Source organism: Methanobrevibacter sp., assembly GCF_051877095.1.
Taxonomy (GTDB): Archaea; Methanobacteriota; Methanobacteria; order Methanobacteriales; family Methanobacteriaceae; genus Methanocatella.
In genome coordinates this window covers 102,503-126,241 of sequence record NZ_JBJEIO010000007.1, presented here as the reverse complement: position 1 = coordinate 126,241, position 23,739 = coordinate 102,503, and the positions used below count along the sequence as shown (strand labels likewise).

Below are 23,739 nucleotides of genomic sequence, written 5' to 3'. Positions count from 1 at the left end.
AATATGACAATATATGAAGAATTGGATAAATTAAAACTAACTGAAATAGAAAAAGCTTGGTTAGGATATTGTCATAATTGTAGTGAAACTCAAAATACCGTTTTAGAAGATATACTTAAAAGCAATGAAAATACAGAGTTTGGAATGAAACATGATTTTAAAAATATCAAATCAGTAGAGGATTTCCAAAAAAACATTCCCCTATCTCAATATTCTGATTATGAAGAATATATTGAAAAACTTAAATTAGGAGAGAATAATCAATTATTTGCTCAAGATATAGAATATTTCATAATGACTTCAGGGACAAGTTCTGGGAAATCAAAATTAATACCTGAAAATGAAGATTCAAAAAATATCAAAAATACTGTTTACAAATTAAGAAATTATTATCTTTTAAAAACTTTGTTAATGAGTAAAGCAGATCCAAATTCTCAATTGAATAAGTATTTGATAAGTAAAGGATTAAATCCAAAAGATGTTAATGTTCCTGAATTATCAAATATTGTTCAGAATATGCATTATTTAACATTTTCAAGTAAAACTGATAATTATGAAACATCTGCTGGAATTCCAATTGGTTTTGCATCTGGAATGTCTTTTGAAAAATCAGCATTTACTAAAGGAATATCATATCCTCCACGATTAATGACTAAAAATGATGATGAAGCGAATAATTATCTTGTAATGCTTTTTTCACTAAGATTTGAGGATATTCTCTATATAACAACTAATAATGCATCTAACTTTAATATTAAAGTGGAATATGCAATGGATCATGCAGAAGAATTAATTAATGATTTAAGAAATGGTACTATAACTAAAAGATTAAATCTTTCAGATGAAGATAGGAAGTATTATGAAAGCCAAATGGAAGCATTCCCTAAAAGAGCTAATTTTTTAGAAGAATTATTGAAAAAAGGAAAAGATCAATTTATTCCAAAAAATTATTGGCCATATGTTATGTTAACTAAATTTTGGTTAGGTGGATCAGTAGGTCCTAATTCAGAAACTTCAAGAAAATATCTTGATGAAAAAACTATTTTCTTTGATGTGGGTTATGGAGCTAGTGAAGGTAAATTTACAATTCCTACAAAACCAGATACTCCTGAAGGCATATTATCTATATTTGGAGGATTTTATGAATTTAAAGACCTTGAGAATGGTCAAATATTGACTGCAGATAAAGTTGAGTCAAATAAAGAGTATGAATTGATAATTACTACATATGGTGGTTTATATCGATATGAGCTTCATGATATTGTAGAAATTATAGGTTTTACTGGAACAACACCTAATTTAATCTTTAAAACAAAATCTGGAGAAATATTGAATATATCTCAAGAAAAAATTCCTGCTATTGAAGTTGTAAATAAAATAAAAGATGGATTAAATTTAAGTTTTAAACAAGTTCAAATTTTTGAAAATCATGATGAAAAAAATTATGAGATTTATATTGAACTTGAAAAAGAAATTCAAATTAAGGCTAATGAATTAGCTAGTAAGTTAAATGAAATATTAATTGAAAGCTTTGAATTATATGAATTATATAATAGAATGGGGTTAATGACTCCGTTAAAGGTAATTTTAATGAAAAATGGATGGACAGAATCATTATATGCAATGAAATCAAAAGGAAACGTTCCAAAATCACAAATAAAATTGCCTCTTATAATTACTGAAAAACCAGATAAAGAATATATTTTGTAAAGGTGAAAAAAATGAAAGGAGTAATACTTGCAGATAAACTATATAAAAGATTAATTGAATCAGAAAATCCTCCTGAAGATATTCAACTTGCTTTAAACTTGATAAATAGTTTAAATTTGGATTTAGATATATTAGATTATGAAAAAATTACTGTAACTTTGGATAATGAAGAGGAGGGTAAATTTTATTATGATGGAGAATTAAGGGATTTACCAGACTTTGCAATTAGTATTGCTTTATCCCATCGTGATGATTATAATTTACAAGCAGCCAAAAGAATGTTTGAAACTAAAGGATGTAAATACATAAATAGTGTTCAAACAACTCAAATTGCTAAAGATAAATTATACAGTTTACAATTAATAAAAGAAGCTATTCCAGAAATTAAAATTCCAAAAACAATGCTTATAAATCAATTTACCACTCCTGAAATGATTGTGGATTATATTGGTCTTCCTTGTGTTGTTAAAATAATGGATGGTCTTCAAGGAAAAGGAGTTACTTTAGCAAAGGATAAAAAAGAGCTTGAAACAATTTTAACAATGCTCTTTGCAGCAGAAAATAATAATCAATACATAGCTCAAGAAGCTATAATGACAAGTAAAGGTAGAGATTTAAGAATAGCTATTGCAAATAATGAATTAATTTATTCTTTTGTTAGAAGCAGTGGAGGAAATGATTTTAGATCAAATACTCATGTTAACGGAAGAATTGAAGATTATGAACCTTCTGAGGAATTATTAGATTTATCATTTAGAGTTGCTGAAGCTATTAATTTACCATATGGAAGTATTGATTACTTATTTGGTGAAAATGATGAAGAATTTTATCTTTGTGAAGTAAATACTTTCCCAGGATTTAGTAAATTACTTAAAGCAATAGCAGAAAATGATGAAGAAACAATAAGAATATTTAAAGAATTACCACAAAAATTATTAAAATAAGGTGATTTTCTGAAAAAATTAGTAATAAGCGCACTGAAAAAATACTGGAAGCATGTTCTCCTAACATTAATATTCGTATTGCTTCAAGTTTATTTCCAAATTGAAATAATCAACATGTCCAAGGTAATTCTTGATAATGGTGTAAAAGTCAACAACTTTGAAGTAATCTATAATAGTGGAATATTAATGTTGATTTATACTCTTGGATCAATGATAATGGTTACTTTGGTATCATATATAACTTCATATATCACTGGAAAAGTTTCATTTGATTTAAGAAGTAAAATGTTTAGGAAAGTAACAGATTTATCATTATATGATTTTAATAAATTTGAAAGTGCATCTTTGATGAATAGGGCTACTGGAGATATAAATGTAATCCAGTTATTCATATTAAATCTTCTTAGAAGCTGTTTATTAATTCCATTTGTTATTGTGGGAGTTATTATAGAAACTGTTTTAATTAATAGAACATTAGCTGCAATTTTAATTGTATTCTTTATAATAACAATTTTATTTATGTTTATTAAAGGTAATAAGAGTATTATCTTTTTCAACAAACTTCAAGTAAGTGTTGATAGATTAAATTTATTGCTACGTGAGAAAGTTTACGGTGTAAGAAGTATTAGAGCATTTGGAAAAGAAGATTATGAAAGGAATAAATTTGAAAAGGCAAATGATGATTCTTATGAATTAAATATTGAATCTTCATTAAAACTATATTATGTTGCTCCAATGGCTGTATTGTTAATGAATGTAGCTGTTGTTATAATTTATTATGTTGGAGGAATTCAATTACAGTATAATATGGTTAATGTTGCAGATTTATTATTATTCTTCCAATATATCACATATTTCTTAAGTAGCTTAGCATTAATTCCATTTATTGTAAAAATAATGCCTAAAGCTATTGTTGCATCAAATAGGATAGAAGAAGTTTTTGAATATGAACCAACATTACTTAATAATCCAATTAAACAGGAATATAAAGAAGATTCATTTAAAGGTGTTGAATTTAATAATGTTATTTTCGGTTATTCAGGAGCAAAGGACGTAATAGCTGATATCAATTTTAAAGCACCTGAAGGAACAACAACAGCTCTAATTGGAGCTACTGGATCTGGAAAAAGTACTGTAATGTATTTATTAAATAGAATGTATGATCCTACCTTTGGTGAAATATTAATTGATGGTGTCAATATAAAAGACATTGATTTAAAAGAATTACATTCAAAAATAAGTTTTGGAAGTCAAAAATCAATGGTATTCAATGACACTGTAATTGAAAATATTAGAATGAGTGATGATTCTATTACAAGAGAAGATATTGAAAGAGCATGTGAAATAACACTTTTCACAGATGCATTTAAAAGTCTTCCTTCTGGAATTGATAGTATTATAGAAGAAAATGGTACTAACATTTCAGGTGGTCAAAGACAAAGATTAAGTCTTGCAAGAACAATTGCCAAAGATTCAGACATTTATATTTTCGATGATACATTCAGTGCTTTGGATATGAAAACTGAAAAAATTGTAAGGGAGAATATAAAAGAATTACTCAAAGATAAGACTGTGTTTATGGTTGCTCAAAAAATAAGTACTATTATTGATGCAGATAACATTTTAGTATTTGATGCTGGACGTATTGTATGTCAAGGAACCCATGAAGAATTGTTAGAAAAATGTGAAATTTATAAAGAGATTTATGAATCTCAAGCATATATGAATAAGGAGTAATTGAAATGGTTAAAAATGATAAAAATTCTTATAAAGGATTACTTAAAACTATTTACCAATTAATTGGGAAAGATAAAAATAAATTTATTTTAGCCATTGCATTAATGGTTATTGGAACTTTTTGTTTAGCATATGCTCCAAATGTTGCTGGGAAAATAACTGATGAATTTTCAAAATTTGCAACTACAAATGTATTTAATGAAAATATAATAATAACTCTCCTTATATCATTATTAGTCCTTTATGTTGTTGGAAATTTATTAAAGATGGTTTCTGACCGTATGATGATTTTTATAAGCAGTAGGGTATCTTTAAAATTAAGATATGAGTTACATGAAAAAATGCATAATGTTCCTATAAATTACATTGACTCAACTCCAAGTGGGGATATCATAGCTAGATTAACAAATGATATGAGTAGTGTTGAATCAATGATAAGTAGTACATTAGTTACTATCTTTGTTCAATTTATTATCATAGTTCTTGTTATTGTAATGATGTTAATTTTAAATGTTGAATTAAGTATTATTTATCTTATATTAATTCCATTATCCTTTGGTATTCTCAATTTCATAAGTAATAAAACAAAAGTACAATTTAAAAAACAACAGATGCTTGTTGGTAAATTGAATGGAGTAATTGGAGATAATTTCAATAATCATCTGATTGTAAAATCCTATAATATGGAAGAAAAATCATTAGATAAATTTGATAAAATTAATCATCAAATATTTGAATCTTTCTTTAAATCTAGGTTTTATTCAGGATTTATTATACCTATTAACACTATTTTAACAAATATAGGATATATTGGTATTTGTGTTTTCGGAGGATACTTTATAATCTCTGGAAGTCTTACAATAGGAACATTTTTAGCATTTATTTTATATGGGCAAATGTTGACTGAGCCATTAACAACTATTGGAAATAATCTTAACATACTACAATCTGGACTTAGTAGTTTAGAGAATATTTTAGATGTTTTAAATGCAGAAGAAGAAAAAGACTTTGAAAATAGTGAACATCTCCTTGAAAAGGATGTTAAAGGTGAGATTGAATTTAAAAATGTTAAATTTGGATATACTGAAGATAAAATATTAATGAATGATGTTAATTTTATTGCAAAATCAGGTACAACAAATGCAATTGTAGGACCATCAGGAGCTGGAAAAACCACAATCGTTAATTTATTAATGAGATTCTATGATATAAATGATGGAGTTATATATTTAGATGGTAAAAATATTTATAGAATTAAGAGAGATGATTTTAGGAAAAGTTTTGGAATGGTTCTCCAAGACAGTTGGGTTTTCGAAGGAACAATAGCTGAAAATATTGGATATGGAATGGAAAATCCAACAATTGAAGATATTCATAAAGCTGCTGAGTTAGTAGGTTGTGATAAATTTATAAATCTTTTACCTGATGGTTATGACACTATCATCAGTGAAGAAAATACTAATTTAAGTGTTGGTGAAAAACAATTGTTAGTTTTAGCTCGTACAATAATATCTGATCCTAAAATATTGATTTTGGATGAAGCTACAAGTCAAATGGATACAAGAACAGAACTATTAGTTACAAAAGCTATGGAAGAAATGATGAAAGGTAGAACAACATTTATAATAGCTCATAGATTATTTACAATTAAAAATGCAGATAAAATTATTTTCATGAAAAATGGGGATATAAAAGAAGTTGGAAATCATAAAGAATTATTAGAATTAAATGGATTATATGCAGAGATGTATAAAAGTGGATCAATTAAAAGTGAGTGATAATATGGAACGTGAAATAAGAAAGAAGATATATGGGGAGTTATTAGATGCTCCTTCAAAGGCTCATAAACAATTAGAGCTATTTAGTCTTGATGCAAAGAAAACCAATGAAGAATTATTAATGAAAATATTAAATGACAATAAAGACACTGCATATGGGATAAAATATGACTTTAAAAATATTAAATCTATTAAAGAATATCAGGAAAAGGTCCCAATATCTGAATATGATGATTATATTGATTTTTTAATTCCAATGGTATTTCAAGGTGTAGAAAATCTTTTAACAGTTTATCCTGTAAAACATTATAATAAATCTTCAGGAACACTTGGAAACCCTAAAAAAATACCAATTAGTGAAGTAGCACAACAATTGAATTTCTTATATTCTCTACCTTTTGTATTACACTTAATCACAGAAGAATTAGGAGATAAATGGAAAGAGGGAAAAATATTCATAATTGGACAATATAATATTTCATCTGTACCTTCTGGAGCTACATATGGTGCTTTAACTGCAAAATTAGCAGATAATATGAAAGATTATTTTGATATTTTATCAACAAGCCCTGCAGAAGTTCTTGTTCCGCAAGGAGATTTAGATACACATTATCTTCAATCATTATATGCACTTCGTGAAAAAAACACAACTATCGTTATTTCTGCATATTTCAGCTATTTCTTGGAAATTTTAAGATATATGGAGGATAATCATGAGATGTTAATTGAAGATATTAGGAATGGAACAATTAATTCTTCAATTAATTTATCTCCTGAGACAAGAGAAATTTTAGAAGAAAAATTGACTCCAATGCCTGAAAGAGCTGATGAATTAGAAGAAATATTCTCTAAACCAATTGATAATACTTTTGTTAAATCAATATGGCCAGATATTCAGGCATTTGAAGGAATTGGAACATCAACATTTGAAACATATGTTGAAAAAATAAGAGAAAAATATGCTAATGAAGAAACTCCAATATTATATTTAGGATTGCAAGCTTCAGAGGGAATTTTCTCAACACCATTGGAATTAAATAATAAAAACAGTGTATTAATTCCAAATGCAATATTCTTTGAGTTTAGACCTGTTGAACAGGAGGGTTATGATAATCTATTAACAATTGATCAGCTAGAAGTTGGAAAAGATTATGAAATAATTTTAACAAATTTATCTGGATTTTATAGATATAAAATAAAGGATGTTGTAAGAGTAACTGGAATGCATAATACTCTACCTGAAATTACATTCAAATATCGTTTAAATCAGACTGTGAATTTAACTGGAGAAAAAACTACTGAAGAAGCTTTAAGAGAATCAGTAAAACAATGTGAAGAGAAATATGGCTTCGACTGTGTTGATTTTACAGTATTTGCAGATACTGAAGCTGTTCCAATGAATTATAATTTCTTAATAGAACCAGATAACATAGATGATATCGATGTTGAGGCTCTCAGAGCCGATTTAGAAAAAAATCTTGGTAAAGCAAATCCTTCATTTGGTTCTAAAATTGAAAATAATACTTTTGGTGAAACAAAACTTGAAATATTACAAAAAGAAACATTTATGCTTTACAGGGATCTTATGGCTATGAAAGGAGTAAGTGTAGTTCAGCTTAAACCCCCTAGAATAATAGTAAATGAAGTTCAAAGAAAATTCTTCTATGCTCTTAGGGAACTTTGATAATATGAAAAAACTTGTATTTGATGCGGATGTTAGTGAATTAGAGAATATCTTCAATGAATTAAATAGATTATTGGAAGATTATGATACTGATGAATTAGCTGTTATGAAACTTAAATTAGTATTAGAAGAAATTTTTACTAATATCAGCAATTATGCATATAATGATAAAGGAATAGTTGAATTTTTAGTTGACATAATTTCAAACCATCAATTAGAAATTATAATAAAATTAATTGATGAAGGTGAATATTTCAATCCTCTAGAACAAGCTACACCTGATACTACATTAAGTTCTGATGAACGTGAAATTGGTGGGTTAGGTATTCTTCTCATTAAAAAAAATGTTGATGTAATAGAGTATGAAAGAGTTGACAATAAAAACATTTTAACTATTCATAAAATTTTAAATTAGTGATTCCTTTTAAGGAATATTAACTTTTCCCTTAAGGGGAAAATTACTTTTTTTTATTTTAGATAAACTTTAATTATATCTGAATAATTATTTTTTCACTAAACATTTTATATAATAAAAAATATATTATGTATAATATAAATTTTAGACTTAAGGAGAATTTTTATGATAGTTAAAGATTGGTGCTCATTTTGTGGTGAGTGTGCTGGGGTTTGCCCAAGAAATTTAATCCAAGTAAGAGAATATTCATTAGTATTTAATGATGATGACTGTAAAGATTGTGATACATGTATTAAAGCATGTCCAATAGATGCATTAGAAAAAGAGGACTGATTATATGATTGAAACTGATGTAATTGTAGTAGGTTCTGGACCTGCGGGATCAAGTGCAGCAAAACATGCTGCATTAGGTGGAGCAAAAGTTATTTTAATGGATAAAAAATCTGAAATTGGTGCACCAAAAAGATGTGCTGAAGGTGTTTCAATTCAAGGACTTGAAAAATTAGGTATTGAACCTTCACCTCGTTGGATTACTCAAGAAATCCAAGGTGTAAGAATTCAAACTCCTGATACTACTGATGTTTGGCTAACAAAAGATGAAGTAAAACTACCTGAAGCAGGTTACGTTTTAGAAAGAAAAGTATTTGATAAACATATGGCGATGGATGCTGCAAGAGCAGGTGCTGAAATCAGAATCAAAACTTTAGTAACTGGTATTGAAAAAATTGAAAATGGTTACTTAGTATTCACTGAATCCATGGGTAAAGAAGAAGTTTTTAAATGTAAAATATTAATCGCAGCTGATGGTCCTGAAGGTCATGTTGCAAGATGGGCAGGTTTAAGACCAGCTGCAAAAGCTAAAGAAATGGAATCTGGTGTACAATATGAAATGTGTAATGTAGAATTTGAAAAACCTGGAGTAATTGAGTTTTACTTAGGTTCATGTGCACCTGGGGGATATGTATGGATTTTCCCTAAAGGAGATGACATTGCAAATGTTGGTTTAGCAATCTTACCTCATATGGCTGAAAAAACTGCTATTGAATATTTAGATGATTTTGTTGCAAAATCTCCTTACTTAAAAAATGCTCAAGCTGTTGAAATAAATGTTGGTGGAGATCCTGTTGCTGGAATGACCAAAAAACTCTATGATGATAATATTTTAGTCTGTGGAGATGCTGCTGGACAAGTAAATCCATTAACTGGTGGAGGAATTATCAGCGGTATGACTGGTGGAATGTGTGCTGGTAAAGTAGCTGCTCAAGCTATTAATGAAGAAAACTGTTCTAGAAAATTCTTGAAAAAATATGATGAAATGGCACATGCTGAATTAGATCATGAAATTAAAAGATATAAAAAAGTACAAGAGTATTTACTTACTTTATCTGATGAAGAATTAAATGAACTTGCACATTCATTTGAAGGGGCAACTTTTGATAAGATTTCAACTACTGAACTTGTTAAAAAAGTAATTAAAGTATCTCCAAAAGCATTAGTCAAATTAGGTAAATTTATTTAGGTGATTTTATATGATTCTTATTACTGGTGGTGCAGGATATATTGGTTCTCATACAAATAAAGCATTACATAATGCAGGTTATGATACTGTCGTAGTTGATAATTTATGTAAAGGTTATGAAAACTTTGTTAAATGGGGCAATTTTGAAAATTATGATATTGGAAGCAAAAACCTTAGAGAAGTTTTTGAAAATTATGATATTGATTGTGTTATTCACTTTGCTGCATTTTCATCAGTAGCAGAATCAATTAAAATACCTCAAAAATATTTTAAAAACAATTATAAAAATACTTTAAATCTTTTACAGATAATGAGAGAATTTGGAGTTAATAAATTTATTTTATCTTCTACTGCAGCAGTATATGGAAATCCTGAGAAAGTTCCAATCACTGAAAATCATGATTTAAAACCAATTAATCCTTATGGACATTCTAAATTTATTACTGAAAAAGCTCTTGAAAGAGAAGCTGAAAAAGGCGATTTTAACTTTGTAGCTTTAAGATACTTTAATGCTGCAGGAGCAGATTTTGATTGTGAAATTGGTGAGTTTCATGACCCTGAAACTCATTTAATTCCATTAATATTAGATGCTGCTATTGGAAAACGTGAAAGCATTTCTATTTTTGGTGATGATTATAATACACAAGATGGAACATGTATCAGAGATTATATTCATGTAAATGATTTAGCTGATGCACATATTAAAGCATATGAATATTTATGCAATGAAAATGAATCTAATGTTTTTAATCTTGGAAATAGTCAAGGATATTCTGTTCGTGAAGTAATTGATATGTGTAAGAAAGTCACTGGTCGTGACTTTGAAGTTAAAATTGATGAACGCCGTGAAGGTGATCCTGATATATTAATAGCTGATTCAAATAAAATTAAAGAAAAATTAGGTTGGACTCCTCAATACAACTTAGAAAAAATTGTTGAGTCTGCTTGGGATTGGCATAAAAAAATTAATGTGATTTAGGTAATGTTCATGGAAAATGAAAGTCATGAATCAAAGATAGATATTCGTATAATTGTCTCAAGTTTGGATATTGCACAGATAGTTTCAAAAGCTGTTAGTAATATTAATCTTGAGCAGGATTATAATATTGTTGTTTCATCCATTATTCCCACTATGGAATTAGGCATTGTTAAAAAAGTAGCTAGTGGTGCAGATATTCTTTTAATTGGTGGGTATGGTAGTGATGAAACTTATAATATTCTTTTTAATGAATTAAAAACTGATTTTAATCATATAGGATTATTTGATTATAATAATATTATTGTTGAAGATGAGTCTATTGATTTTAAATTAGCTGAAAAAGAGATTTTAAATTCAATAATAAAATCAACATTATCTTATTCTTTAAATCTAATAAATATTCATACATTAGAAAACAAGTTAATGAAAGTAACTCATAATTATAATAATTTATTAGATGATTATAATCAAGTTCTTAAAGAAAATGAAGTTTTAACTCAGGAAAATAAAGAATTAATAGAAGATATTAAAGAGTTAAAAGCTGATTTTAATGCATTTAAATTGCGTTATGAAGATATTTATTCTAAAGAAATTCTTGAAATATTTAATTTAGATGATTTATGGCAGGAGACATTTAGACAAGATTTATTGGATGCTGATAGACTTGTTATTGCAACTGATAAATTTAAACCAGAGGATATTATTGTTGGTCAAGGATTTATTGCTTCAAAATCAAAAGAAAAAGCTATTGAATGGTTAAAAATTATTAAAACTGCATTAATATTTGTTGATGATAATGCCGAAGATTTAAAAAAAGAATCTAGTGTTAAAGAAGTGGAAAATACACAAGAAGATTATGATATTTCGAATACTTTTGAAAATTTTTGGGATTAAACAATTATTTTTTTATACTAGTTAAATTATAATTACAAATATACTACTAATAAGGGAGTTTATAAATGCAAGGAGAGATGGAAGATAAGTGTGGTATTGTTGGAATTCATTGTCCTGATGAATCTAAGAATGTCGCATCTTTTGTTTATTATTGTTTGTATGCTTTACAGCACAGAGGTCAAGAATCAGCAGGAATTGCTACTTATAATCCAGAAAAAGGATTGAATTACTATTGTGGTATGGGTTTAATAACTGATGTTTTTAAAGATTATGAAATCCAAAATCTTCAAGGAAGCATGGCTATTGGACATGTAAGATATTCCACAACCGGTCAATCAAGACTTGAAAATTCACAACCTTTTGTAACTGATTTTGATGATGGATTTATTGCTATGGCTCATAATGGAGACATTGTAAACTCTGAAGAGTTAAGAAATGAATTAATCAATGAAGGTTATGAATTTAAATCTGATACTGATTCTGAAGTTATTTGTTACATGCTTAAAAAAGAGCATTGTGATAATGGTAAAGATATAATTGATTCAATTGAATCTGTTTCTAAAAAACTTGTTGGATCTTATGCATTAACTATTTTAATAAATGGTGAGTTATATGGAGTGCGTGATCCTATGGGAATTAAACCACTTGCAGTTGCACAAAGAGATGATGAATTCATTCTTGCTTCTGAAACTGTTGCATTTGATGTAATTAATGCAAAATTTATTAGGGATATAAAACCTGGTGAAGTAGTATTCTTCAAAGATAATGAAATTAAATCCCACATGTTAGAAATTACAAAGGATTGTAAACTTTCTCACTGTATGTTTGAATATGTGTATTTTGCAAGACCAGATAGTACAATTGATGGTGTTAATGTATATGAAAGCAGAATGAATATTGGTCGTCAATTACATGAATTATATCCTATTGATGCTGATGTTGTAATTCCTGTACCTGATTCATCTATTCCTGCAGCTATTGGATATTCAAGAGCTTCTGGAATTCCATATGGTGAAGGTTTAATTAAAAACAGGTATGTTGGAAGAACATTTATCATGCCAACTCAAGAAGAACGTGAGTTAGCAGTTAGACTTAAATTAAACCCTATTAAGGATGCTATTAAAGGTAAAAGAATTATTTTAATAGATGATAGTATTGTAAGAGGAACTACTTCTAAAAAATTATTAGATCTTGTAAAAGAAGCAGAACCAGCTGAAATTCATTTTTTAGTAGGTTGTCCACCAGTTATTTCTCCTTGTTTCTATGGTGTAGCTATGGCAACTAAAAAAGAGTTGATTGCTGCTAATTATTCTATTGAAGAAATTCAAGAACAACTTGAAATTGATACATTAGGTTATATTACTATTGAAGCTTTAATTGAGGCTATTGGAATGCCAAAAGATAATTTATGCTTAGGATGTATAAATGAAGAGTATCCTACTGAAATTCCAGATGGTCTTGAAGCAGAAACATATTATAAACCTTAGATATTATGGTTGAATTATTAGCTCCAGCAGGAAATTTTATTTCGCTTCGTGCTGTTTTGGAAAATGGTGCTGATGCAGTTTACTTTGGCCTTGATGATTATAATATGAGGGTCAATGCTAAAAATTTTTCCCTAGATGACTTAAAAGAAGTATCTAAAATAACTGAAGAGTATGGAGCTAAAACTTATTTATGTACAAACACTATTTTAAATGAAAGGTTAGCTTGTTCTCTAGATAATAACCTTGAAACCATCTCATCTAGTGAAATTGATGGTCTTATTTTATCAGATATTGGATTAATTGAAAATACAGTATCTAATGGTCTTGAAGCTCATATTAGTGTACAGCAAAATGTTTCAAATTCATATATGCTAAAAACACTTAAAAAATTAGGAGCTAAAAGAGCAATTCTCTCCCGTGAACTTTCTTTGGGAGAAATTACTGAGCTTGCTAAAAAATCTCCAATTGAAACTGAAGTTTTTGTTCATGGTGCTATTTGCATGGCAATTTCTGGACGCTGTTTTTTAAGTTATGGTCTTTATGGTAGAAGTGCTAATTGTGGAGATTGCTTGCAGCCTTGTCGCAAAAACTGGACATTAACTTATGAAGATGGTGATGATAAAGTTATAAATTTCTCAGATGTTGATGAAGAATCATTTATCATTGCACCTAGTGATGATGGAAGTTATAGAACTAATTTTTTCTCACCTAAAGACATGTGTATGATTGAATATATTCCAGAACTTATGAAAAGTGGAGTTAGTTCATTTAAGCTTGAAGGAAGAGCTCGAAGTCCTGATTATGGTGCAATGGTTACTGGAATTTACAGGCAAGCTATTGATAATTATAATAATGATCCATTAAACTATAAAGTCAAAGATGAATGGATGGAAGAACTTAAAAGTGTATTTAATCGTGGATTTGACACTAATTTTTATTTTAATACTCCATTTGAGGTTAGTGAGGATAATCAATCAAAATATATTAAAAAAGATATTGGTCAAGTTGTAAATTATTATAATAGGGCTAAAGCAGCTGAGCTTAGAATCTGGGATGATTTAAAAATTGGGGATAAAATTATCATTCAAGGTAAAACTACTGGATCTATTATTCATACTATTGATTCTATGCAAATTGAAGGTAAATCTGTTTTGAATGTTAAAAAAGGTTTTAATGTAGCGATTGCTATTCCAACAAAAGTTAGAGAAAAAGACTTTGTTTATAAATTAGTTGAGAGGAATATTGATGATTAAAAAAATAGCTATTTATGGAAAAGGTGGAATTGGAAAAAGTACTACTGTAGCTAATTTATCTGCCGTATGGGGTAGTGATGATTTAAATTGTTTGGTTATTGGTTGTGATCCAAAGGCTGATACAACACGTACATTATACGGTTCAAGAATCCCAACTATTGTTCAAACATTAAAGAATAATAGAAAACCTGAAAGAGATGATTTAGTTTTTAAAGGTTTTAAGGACATTTTATGTGTTGAAAGTGGAGGTCCAGAACCTGGTGTTGGATGTGCTGGACGTGGTGTTATTGTTGCAATGAAACGCCTTGAAAATCTAGGCATTTTCGATGAGGATTTGGATGTTGTTTTGTATGATGTTTTAGGAGATGTTGTTTGCGGAGGTTTTTCAGTGCCTCTTCGTGAAAAATATGCTGATGAAGTTTTAATAGTAACATCTGGAGAATATATGGCATTATATGCTGCAAATAATATTGTAAAAGGTATTAAAAAGCTTAAAGGTAACTTAAGTGGTATAATCTGTAATTGTAGAAATGTTGAAAATGAGGAGCGAATTGTTAACGACTTTGCCAAAAAGATAGGCACACATGTTATTGGTACTATCCATAGAAGTAATCTTATTCAAGAAGCTGAATTAGATGCAAAAACAGTTATAGAAAAATACCCTGAAAGTAAAGAAACACAAGAATACATTAACCTTGCTTCAAGTATAATGTCTAATGAAAACATATCAACTCCAGAGCCAATGGATGATGAAGAATTTGAGCTATTTTTCAAGTCATATTTATAGATAACATGCATTATTCAACCAGCTATAATTCTCCAATAGGTGAAATGCTTTTTGTAAGCGACGGTGAAGCTATTTGTGGTGTTTGGTTTTATAATCAGAAATTCTTCAAGGATACAGTTGATGAAACCGTTGAAAATAATGATTTAGCGATTTTTAAAAGGCTTAAAAAGTGGTTTGATGATTATTTCGATGGATTAAATCCAAAAATCGATTTTAAATTGAAACCTCAAGGTAGTGAGTTTAGACTAAAGGTGTGGGAAATATTATGTAGCATTCCTTACGGTGAGACACTAACTTATGGTGAGATTGCATCAATGATATCTTCAAACATGTCTGCACAAGCTGTTGGTGGTGCTGTTGGACATAATCCTATTTCTATTTTAATACCATGTCATCGTGTATTAGGTACAAATGGTAAATTAACAGGATATGCTGGAGGCATAAATAAAAAAATAGAATTATTGAAGTTAGAAAAGATACTATGAATTTACCCGTTAATATTGTCATAGGCAATGTAATATCATTTATTGCAGGTATTTTCATCTTACTTAGCATGTGGGTCAATGATGAAAAAGAAGCATATAAATATCAATTTCTAAATGCTTTTATTCTGATGATTTCTTCAGTATTCTTTTTATCATGGACAGGTGTTGTAACTATGGCAATTGCAGCATCAAGAAATGCAATGGTCTATAAAGATAAATTGACATTTAACTGGACTGTAATTTTCATTATCATTTCTGTAATTGTAGGTTGTTTAGTAAATACTATGGGCCTTATTGGATTATTACCAATTCTTGCTTTAGTGCAACTTACATTATGTAATTACTATTTAAAATCAATTAAATCAATTAAAATGGGATTTATTCTAAACAGTATAATCTATATAATGTATTTTATTGCAATATGGGATATTTCATCAACAGTCATTGAAAGTATTACTGTAACTGTTGGATTAATTTCATTATTTAGATTAATTTATTCTAAATGAATTTTTTAAACATTCCAGTTTGAAGAACACTTTTTTTACTTATTTCTTCTAATTTTAAAAACAATTTCCAAGGCATTGAAATTATTAAATAATCATTAGGAATAAAATGTTTCATTTTACTGCGTGCTGCAAAATCAATAGGACTTAAAACAGGTTTTGGATTATCACTTTCACTTTCTCTAAAAGTAAAACATCCAATAGCTTGACATCCAGATGCCTGTGGAGTTAAAAGATAAGCATCTTTAAGTCTAAATGAAGTGTTTATCTGAATTAATGCAGTTAATTCAATTGGATTAACGGTAAATATTACAGAATCAGGAATTTCATCTTCTTTTAAATTTTCTAATCCTTTAAAAATCACATAATCTTCGCTATCATAAACTGGTCTAGATTTTATATTTTCCTTTGCAGTTTCAAAATCACTATAAATTCTCTCGCCATGTTTAAACATTTCTTGGGTTGGTTTTGGCATGTGGCTTAGTTTTTCTAGATATTTTTCTTTATCTGGAGTTGATTCAATGCCACAGGATAAAAATGATGCTTGGAAATCCATTGCATTTCCATCCTTAAATCCATCTCCCCAACCAAAACCTACTGAAACTCCACCACAAGCAATATGTTCACGCCCAAAACAAGTAGTTATGCGCTTAGTTATTGTTTGTGCAACAAGACTCATTACACATCCTCTGGATTTAGGTGCTTTTGCATCTTCAGGTTTTTTGTTACTTTTAATTAATATAATTGGTGGAAATTTCATTTTCATTTCTTTTGATATATTGCTTGGCATATTCTCCCTCATAAATTGGATATTAAATTCAGATAATTAATTTTGCTATGATTGGATTATCTACAAAAATAAGTTCAATCTTAGCATCATTATTAAATTTATCATAAATCCTACCTGCACTCATAGTTCCTCTCACATCAGTGTTAATACTATTTGCAATATAAGCTATTGTTTCATTGTTCTGTTTGACTGCAATAGCTTCCATATCATATAAATTATCTGGTTCTTTTACAATATTGAAAATGGAACCTTTATTAAATAAATCTGTGTTATTAAATCCACCAGCAATGCTAACTAATGTATCGTCTTTATAATCTTTAAGTATTTTCTTAATTTTTAATTTTGAATCAGATTTTTTATTTTTTTTTGTTTAAAGCTTGGCTTTGTCTGGTTTTTCTTTTTTTAGAATTATTGGTTAATTCGGAATGTGAAATTGGTTTAGCATATTTAGCTAAATACTCATCAATAGGAATTTCTTTCACAATGTCGTCACTACCAATCTCATTGAAGACAATGGATTCTATGATGTCTTTAAATTGAGAGTATTTTTTAACAAACTCAACACATTCATCAGTTTTGATGTTCATTCTAGCGTAAAATGGATTATACTCTGGGTCGTTCTCAGCTAATTCTTCACGATTAGCCCTAACAAAATACATTTTTGCAAGAATATCTGTCCTCTTATTTAATAATTCACGTTTTTCTTTATTAAAAACTGGATCATTATAACAAAGAGGAGATAAAAATATGATCTGGAATAATATCTTCCAATGTAATTAATTCCTCTCGCATATCTGCTGGTAAATTTCTTAATACCTCTTTATTATTTTTAATATGTCTTAAAAGTGGAATAAATAACACTCTCCAGTTAATTATTAATTTATATTATCTTTTTTAAATTATTGATTACTGTGGAATGTGGAATTGGTTTAACTTAAGGAGTATCAAGTTCATATCTAATTCTTTGAAGTACATCAACATACTAAGTAATAGTTTGTATTTCTGGATTTTTAAGTAGTTCCTTTAATCTTTTATAATTCATATTGTTTGTAACTCATCATTTATTTTGTTTTTAATAATTTCCACGCATTTTTCCCCGTCACTATCTAATCTAAAAGGGTCTGTTGAAACTACATTATGTTCTTTTAGCACATCTCCAACTCCAATAGTTTTGGAAACGGTGATGCCTTTGTTATTTAAGATTTTGTTCACACATCCATTATCACATCCGTTTATTGCAATAATTGGGAATTTTTTAAGCATATCATCGTTTTTTCCTTCAGTATCTGCTGAAATTGATCCCATACAAATTGATATGACATTATCATTTTCTTTTTTACAGTCTCCAACTGCTACACGAGACACTAGTCCATTAGCACTCATTCCATTACAAGAAGCTAAAGCTATTTTATCATTCATTATTATCATCTCATTATTAAAATATTCTTTCAAGATTTTCTATTATGTCTTCATTGGTTAGTTTATAATAAATCCATTTTCCTTGTTTGCGTGTGGATAAAATGCCTTCCTTTTTCATCATATTTAAATGATGAGATATGGTGGATTGGGATTTATCAATAGCTTCCAATATCTGACAGACACATAATTCTCCATTTTTCAATAGATGAATTATTTTTAATCGAGTAGGGTCAGCTAAAGATTTTAATACTGCTGCATTTTCTTCAAGAGTTTTATCTGAAGGTAATGTGTTAATTAAATCTTCAACTGAACAGTGTGTGTCACAATTTTCAATTGACATGTATAATAATATTATTTTGATATATTTAAATATGTCGATATGTTATTTTAAAAAATGAATAGCTTTGATTAAATCTTAGTGCAGGTTGATTTAATCATTTAAATATTCATCAAGTTCATCTAATGAAGAGAATGAATTCCTTGTTTATTTTCAAATTCTTCATCTGCATCAATTAAATCTTTAATTGATTCATAATCATTTAATAATCTAGTAATTATGTCATTTCATGACTCATATTTAATAATCTCTCATAATTTAATAAATTGATATTGATATATTTTCTTTCCATGTTATCACTATTATTTTTTTAATATGGGTCGTTTGGGAACTAGATATTGTGAAATTCAAATTAAAGAAATTGATGAAGTTCTCTACTTTATGGAATTATTTAAACAATCTTATAATGAGAAAATATAATGATTTATAAATTAAATAATTGCTAGAAAACCTATTCTATGATTTTCTAGCGATTTTAATTTATACTCTTTAAAGTATTAACTTTCAATATTCTTTTTAAAGTTTTCATATGAATTAGATTCTGTAAATTTCACATCATTACCTAAAGCTGCAAAGTGTTTTTTACCACATTCAATTTTATATTCTTCTTTAGGTCTATTGCCATGATATTCTATTGTTCCTTTTGTTTCAACAACAAAATACATTTTTTCTTCATATCCTTCATCTAGCATCACTGCCCAATCAGGATTATAATTTCCAATAGGAGTTTTGATTTTAAACCAACTTGGAAGTTTAGCAAATAGTTTTACATCAGGATCATTATCTAATCTTTCAGCAAATGTCTTTTCATTTTCACTGTCATAAATAATGTAGTCATAAACTGAGTGATTTGCTTCAACAAGGTTCTTTTCTAAATAACCAAATAATTCTTCATTTTTAAATAATTCTTGTGAATATGCATCATCAGTTTTTGTATATTTAATACCATCGACAATCAATTCACTCATTACTTTATTGATTAATTTAGCAGTTTCTTGCATGTATTCTTGAGGATTTTTTTTAAATTGATTTAAAGTATCACTTTCTATTAAAATACGAACAATAGTTTTTCTAGTTAAATCAGTTTCGTTTTGTAAGTACTTAACAATATCTGGAAGAGCTATTTCATCTTCTTCAGAGTAAGCAGTACTTATAATTCCATTTTCATTATAATTAACACCAGATGCCTCAATAGTCAAACCACTTTTTGTGTATAATAATTTTGGTGATTGAATATTTAAGCGGTCTTGCATTACCTTAATACATTTTGAAATTAACTCTTCACTGTCAAACTCAACAGAATATGTTGTTTTATGTTTAATTTTATCCCAGAATAATTTAAATTCTTCATTGTTTAAAATACCTTCTTTAAGTTTAACTTGACGACGTTTATTAACATCACGTATTTTAAGACCTTTGGTTGGTTTTTCAACAACTTTAACAATTTCTTCTCTAATTTGAGCATAATCTTCAGGAACCTCAACGGTTCCATCTCTTACAGCAACTTTAAGAGCTTCTTGTATTTTACCTTTAGCATTAATATATTTTTTGTATTTAAAGTACTTGAAAATATCTAGTGAATGTTGTTTTCCTAATGGTTCTTCAACGCCTTTTTTATTTATCCATGAAATATGTGCAAAAGCATCTTCTTGAATTGTACCGAATTTAATTCCAGTTTCATCTTCTATTTCTTTTTGAAGATTCTTTGCAAAGTCTTCGTAAGATTCATTTGCCATTATAGTTAATGTATTAACTGTTTTATCGTGTATACGTTCACCATCTTGATTTACACATAATCTTAATCCTCTACCAATTTCTTGGCGTTTTTTCATGGTGGAATTAGTTTCATTCAAAGTACAAATTTGGAAAACATTCGGGTTATCCCAACCTTCTCTCAGTGCTGAGTGTGAGAAAATAAATTTTAATGGAGTATCAAAACTTAAAAGTTTTTCTTTATCTTTCATAATTAAATTAAAAGCTGATTCATCATCTCTATATATCTTAATTTTTCCTGTTTTTGTTTCTTTTGTATCTTTTACTTTTCCATTTTTATCAATAGAAAAATATCCATTATGAACTTCTTCTGCTAAACGATCTAAATCAACATAATTATATAAAGTGGAATATTTAGGTTTTTGAATAACTTTTTTATATTCTTCTTCAAATATCTCAGCATATGGACCTTTAACAGGATTTCCATCTGAGTCGTATTGTCTGTAATTAGCTACTTTATCAATGAAAAATAAACTTAATACTTTAATTTTTTTACCCATCTTTGCAAATGTTAGCTCTTTATCTAAATGTTCTTCAATAGTTTTATGAATTTGAGCTTTTTTAAGTTTTAAATCATCTACATCACCAAAGACTTTACCAATAGTTAAAATTTCATCTTTTTGAGTAAATGTTACATATTCATTTCCTTCTTCACAATATATTTCATCAACAACATAACCATTATAAATTTCACGATTACTTAATTTGCTTTCTGATAAATCACTACCTTGTTTAACAGTAACTGTTTTTCTTTTAATTGAACCTTTTACATTAGCATCAATTTCAATCTTTGCAGATATAGAACCAGATTTATTATTGGTTGAAATTAACTTTAAATATGTTTCATTATGATAACCTTCAGATTCAAAACCAGCAACTTCAATTTGTTTTACAAGTTCCATTTCAGATGCATCAACTGCATCAAGTTTATAAATAAGATTTTGAATTTCTTTGTGAGTTGCAGAATATCTTAAAGTACATAAAGGATTAAGATATGAAATAGCCTCTTCACCTTTACCACCCATTACAGATTGAGGTTCATCAATAATTACAATAGGATTAGTTTCAGCTATTAAATCAATAGGTCTATATCCACTTAATTTATCCTGTTCTCTGTGAATAATATTTGCTTTAATTTCTTTAGATGGGTCTTTAAAACTTTTATTAAATGCATCAATATTAATAATCATTATTTGAATATTAGAATTAACTGCAAAGTTACGTACTTGTTCTAATTTTGATGAATCATAAACAAAATGATCATAAATTACATTATCATATAATCCTTTAAAGTGTTCTTTTGTAATTTCAATAGTTTTATTTACCCCTTCTTTAATAGCAACACTTGGAACTACAATAATAAATTTTGTAAAATCATATTTATTATTAAGTTCAAAAATTGTTTTTAAATAAACATATGTTTTACCAGTACCAGTTTCCATTTCAATATTAAAATCTAAACTTGAAAGTGTTTCAGATGGTGCAAGCTTATGATAAGATTGCACGTTTCTTAAATTTTCTAAAATATCCTCATTTGATATGTCTATTTTATTACCAATGCCTTGAGTAGAATTTAAAGTAGCTTGACCGGTAACAGTGAAATATTGATGCATAGAATTTTGACCTTTAAATAAATCAGTAACTGCATTTACAGCTTCAGTCTGATAATCAAGATTTGAATCAAATTTAAGTTTCATACTTAATCTCATATATTGTTATAAACTCATCAATATTATTTGTTTTCAATATTTCCTTTATATTGGCTTTATCAGAATCTGTTGCAAATCCACTATCTTTAAATACAACTTTTGAATCAGATGGATTTTTAGAAATTTCTAAAATACTATCAGTTATTTCGGTTGTAATATTATCATCTAAACATATTATTAATGTTCCAGAATCAATAGAATAAATATTATCATGTTTTTCAATTGGTGAAGTTAAATCAATACCATCTTTTCCATATTCTAGTATTATTTCATAAATTAAATCATCATTCGTTCTATCATTTTTGATTTGATCTATAAGTAAAGACTGTTGGATATTATTAAAATTAGGATCCCATTTTTCTAAGTTAGAAGAGTCTAATTTAAAAACTTTAAAACCAATATCTAAATTTTTATTATTTGATTCTTCAATTATTTTATCTCCAGCTCTTCTGATTCTTTCTTTACCAATTTCACAAATATTTTTATAACCTGCTTTGAAAGCATCTGATTTTTCATCAGTAGCTTCAGGAATTTGAACCATAATAAATTTACGATGGTGATTATCTGTAGAATTTAATTCCATAGTAGATTGTGCAGTAGTAGCAGATCCGGAGAAGAAATCTAATACAATGCACTCATCATCATCAAAAAATTCTAAAAACCATTTTATTAAATTTACAGGTTTTGGATTATCAAAATTTAGGTTTAATTCTTTTAAATCATTATTACCTTCTGTTTGAGTGTACATTCCCATAATAACTGAAGTAGGTGTTGTTGGTGAAGGTTCATTTAAAAATTTTTTTAATCTAGGTATAATTTTACCATTTCCCCAGTATATCCTATTATCATTATCTAATTCCATTAATTCATCATAACTATAATGCCATTGTCTAGAAATTTTCATACCTGCAGGAGTTGTAACTTCAAAATAATTTTTACCATTAGGGTTAGACTTATTTTCACTTTTACATATTTCACAACTCATCCAATTTCCTCTAGGGTCATTATCAGTATTACCATATTCATTCTTTGTTTTTTTAATACGTAAAGGTTTGTTGAATAATGTATTCTCTTTAGATTTATAACATACAATTATATATTCATGATCTTTACGAAAACGTTTTGTAACTTTCATTTTCCCTGAACCTGCATTTTCACTTCCAGTTACTTTTTCCCATATCATGATTTCAACATTTTCTTCACCAAATATATCATTAGCTAATTTTTTAAGATTTTCTATTTCAGAATCATTAATACTCATAAACAGAACTCCTTGTTCTGTTAATAAATTTCTAGCTAATTTTAATCTAGGATACATCATATTCAACCAATTACTATGATAACGGCCTTGAATTTCAGTATTGGTAGTTAATTTAATATTTTTTTCTGAATCTGATTTTTGACCAGTAATTTTTAGATAATTATCTAAATTATCTTTATAATCGTCAGAATAAACAAATTCTTTTCCAGTATTATATGGTGGGTCAATATAAATGGCTTTAATTTTATTATAATAAGTTTTCTGTAATAGTTTAA

22 protein-coding genes are annotated in these 23,739 nt (G+C 27.8%); 15 read left to right on the top strand and 7 right to left on the bottom strand.

Going from position 1 to position 23,739, the window contains the following annotated elements:
- Nucleotides 1-3 precede the first annotated feature (3 nt).
- The 15 genes from ACI389_RS05815 (at nt 4) to ACI389_RS05745 (ending at nt 16,178) form a co-directional block, all read left to right on the top strand.
- Nucleotides 4-1,710 carry a GH3 auxin-responsive promoter family protein gene (locus ACI389_RS05815; RefSeq protein WP_439780596.1) on the top strand — a complete coding sequence of 569 codons (1,707 nt, stop codon included), beginning with the start codon at nt 4-6 and terminating at the stop codon, nt 1,708-1,710.
- 11 nt (nt 1,711-1,721) lie between these two features.
- Complete coding sequence (locus ACI389_RS05810) at nt 1,722-2,654, top strand: ATP-grasp domain-containing protein (protein ID WP_439780595.1); 933 nt, start codon at nt 1,722-1,724, stop codon at nt 2,652-2,654.
- Between the two features lie 9 nt (nt 2,655-2,663).
- Nucleotides 2,664-4,391 (top strand): ABC transporter ATP-binding protein, encoded by a 1,728-nt coding sequence (locus ACI389_RS05805; protein WP_439780606.1) that lies wholly within the window; start codon nt 2,664-2,666, stop codon nt 4,389-4,391.
- A gap of 5 nt (nt 4,392-4,396) precedes the next feature.
- A complete protein-coding gene (locus ACI389_RS05800) occupies nt 4,397-6,169 on the top strand; it encodes an ABC transporter ATP-binding protein (RefSeq protein WP_292761995.1) in 1,773 nt (590 codons plus the stop codon).
- 4 nt (nt 6,170-6,173) lie between these two features.
- Nucleotides 6,174-7,853, top strand: coding sequence for a GH3 auxin-responsive promoter family protein (locus ACI389_RS05795; protein WP_294005385.1), 1,680 nt, complete (start codon nt 6,174-6,176; stop codon nt 7,851-7,853).
- Nucleotides 7,810-8,268, top strand: coding sequence for an ATP-binding protein (locus ACI389_RS05790; RefSeq protein ID WP_439780594.1), 459 nt, complete (start codon nt 7,810-7,812; stop codon nt 8,266-8,268). Before ACI389_RS05795 ends, ACI389_RS05790 begins: the two co-directional genes overlap by 44 nt.
- A 165-nt stretch (nt 8,269-8,433) precedes the next feature.
- Nucleotides 8,434-8,601: a 4Fe-4S binding protein gene (locus ACI389_RS05785; protein ID WP_178785130.1), complete on the top strand. Its 168-nt coding sequence runs from the start codon at nt 8,434-8,436 to the stop codon at nt 8,599-8,601.
- A gap of 4 nt (nt 8,602-8,605) precedes the next feature.
- Complete coding sequence (locus tag ACI389_RS05780; RefSeq protein ID WP_439780593.1) at nt 8,606-9,787, top strand: NAD(P)/FAD-dependent oxidoreductase; 1,182 nt, start codon at nt 8,606-8,608, stop codon at nt 9,785-9,787.
- 10 nt (nt 9,788-9,797) lie between these two features.
- Nucleotides 9,798-10,766: a UDP-glucose 4-epimerase GalE gene (gene galE / locus ACI389_RS05775; protein WP_439780592.1), complete on the top strand. Its 969-nt coding sequence runs from the start codon at nt 9,798-9,800 to the stop codon at nt 10,764-10,766.
- A gap of 9 nt (nt 10,767-10,775) precedes the next feature.
- Entirely contained in the window at nt 10,776-11,660 is an 885-nt protein-coding gene (locus ACI389_RS05770; RefSeq protein ID WP_439780591.1) for a hypothetical protein, read from the top strand.
- Between the two features lie 65 nt (nt 11,661-11,725).
- Nucleotides 11,726-13,147: an amidophosphoribosyltransferase gene (gene purF, locus ACI389_RS05765; protein WP_439780590.1), complete on the top strand. Its 1,422-nt coding sequence runs from the start codon at nt 11,726-11,728 to the stop codon at nt 13,145-13,147.
- A 5-nt stretch (nt 13,148-13,152) separates the two neighbouring features.
- Complete coding sequence (locus ACI389_RS05760; protein WP_439780589.1) at nt 13,153-14,400, top strand: peptidase U32 family protein; 1,248 nt, start codon at nt 13,153-13,155, stop codon at nt 14,398-14,400.
- On the top strand, nt 14,393-15,187 hold the full coding sequence (cfbC, locus tag ACI389_RS05755) for a Ni-sirohydrochlorin a,c-diamide reductive cyclase ATP-dependent reductase subunit (RefSeq protein ID WP_439780588.1): 795 nt from the start codon (nt 14,393-14,395) through the stop codon (nt 15,185-15,187). The genes ACI389_RS05760 and cfbC overlap by 8 nt, the downstream gene beginning before the upstream one ends.
- A gap of 5 nt (nt 15,188-15,192) precedes the next feature.
- Nucleotides 15,193-15,672, top strand: coding sequence for a methylated-DNA--[protein]-cysteine S-methyltransferase (locus ACI389_RS05750; RefSeq protein ID WP_439780587.1), 480 nt, complete (start codon nt 15,193-15,195; stop codon nt 15,670-15,672).
- Nucleotides 15,669-16,178, top strand: a complete 510-nt coding sequence (locus tag ACI389_RS05745) for a YgjV family protein (protein ID WP_439780586.1) — start codon at nt 15,669-15,671, stop codon at nt 16,176-16,178. The genes ACI389_RS05750 and ACI389_RS05745 overlap by 4 nt, the downstream gene beginning before the upstream one ends.
- Here the strand turns inward: ACI389_RS05745 and ACI389_RS05740 are convergent.
- The 7 genes from ACI389_RS05740 to ACI389_RS05710 form a co-directional block, all read right to left on the bottom strand.
- Complete coding sequence (locus ACI389_RS05740; RefSeq protein ID WP_439780585.1) at nt 16,171-16,965, bottom strand: DUF169 domain-containing protein; 795 nt, start codon at nt 16,963-16,965, stop codon at nt 16,171-16,173. The two genes, ACI389_RS05745 and ACI389_RS05740, sit on opposite strands and share 8 nt — an antisense overlap.
- Before the next feature lie 28 nt (nt 16,966-16,993).
- Nucleotides 16,994-17,170 (bottom strand): hypothetical protein, encoded by a 177-nt coding sequence (locus tag ACI389_RS05735; RefSeq protein WP_439780584.1) that lies wholly within the window; start codon nt 17,168-17,170, stop codon nt 16,994-16,996.
- Between the two features lie 151 nt (nt 17,171-17,321).
- The gene (locus ACI389_RS05730) at nt 17,322-17,624 is read right to left on the bottom strand and encodes a hypothetical protein (protein WP_439780583.1); all 303 of its coding nucleotides are present in this window, start codon (nt 17,622-17,624) and stop codon (nt 17,322-17,324) included.
- 379 nt (nt 17,625-18,003) lie between these two features.
- Nucleotides 18,004-18,384 carry a putative zinc-binding protein gene (locus ACI389_RS05725; protein ID WP_439780582.1) on the bottom strand — a complete coding sequence of 127 codons (381 nt, stop codon included), beginning with the start codon at nt 18,382-18,384 and terminating at the stop codon, nt 18,004-18,006.
- Between the two features lie 16 nt (nt 18,385-18,400).
- Nucleotides 18,401-18,724: an ArsR/SmtB family transcription factor gene (locus ACI389_RS05720; protein ID WP_439780581.1), complete on the bottom strand. Its 324-nt coding sequence runs from the start codon at nt 18,722-18,724 to the stop codon at nt 18,401-18,403.
- Nucleotides 18,725-19,218: 494 nt separating this feature from the next.
- Nucleotides 19,219-22,191, bottom strand: coding sequence for a type III restriction-modification system endonuclease (locus ACI389_RS05715; protein WP_439780580.1), 2,973 nt, complete (start codon nt 22,189-22,191; stop codon nt 19,219-19,221).
- Nucleotides 22,181-23,692, bottom strand: a complete 1,512-nt coding sequence (locus ACI389_RS05710) for a site-specific DNA-methyltransferase (protein WP_439780605.1) — start codon at nt 23,690-23,692, stop codon at nt 22,181-22,183. Before ACI389_RS05710 ends, ACI389_RS05715 begins: the two co-directional genes overlap by 11 nt.
- Nucleotides 23,693-23,739: the final 47 nt, after the last annotated feature.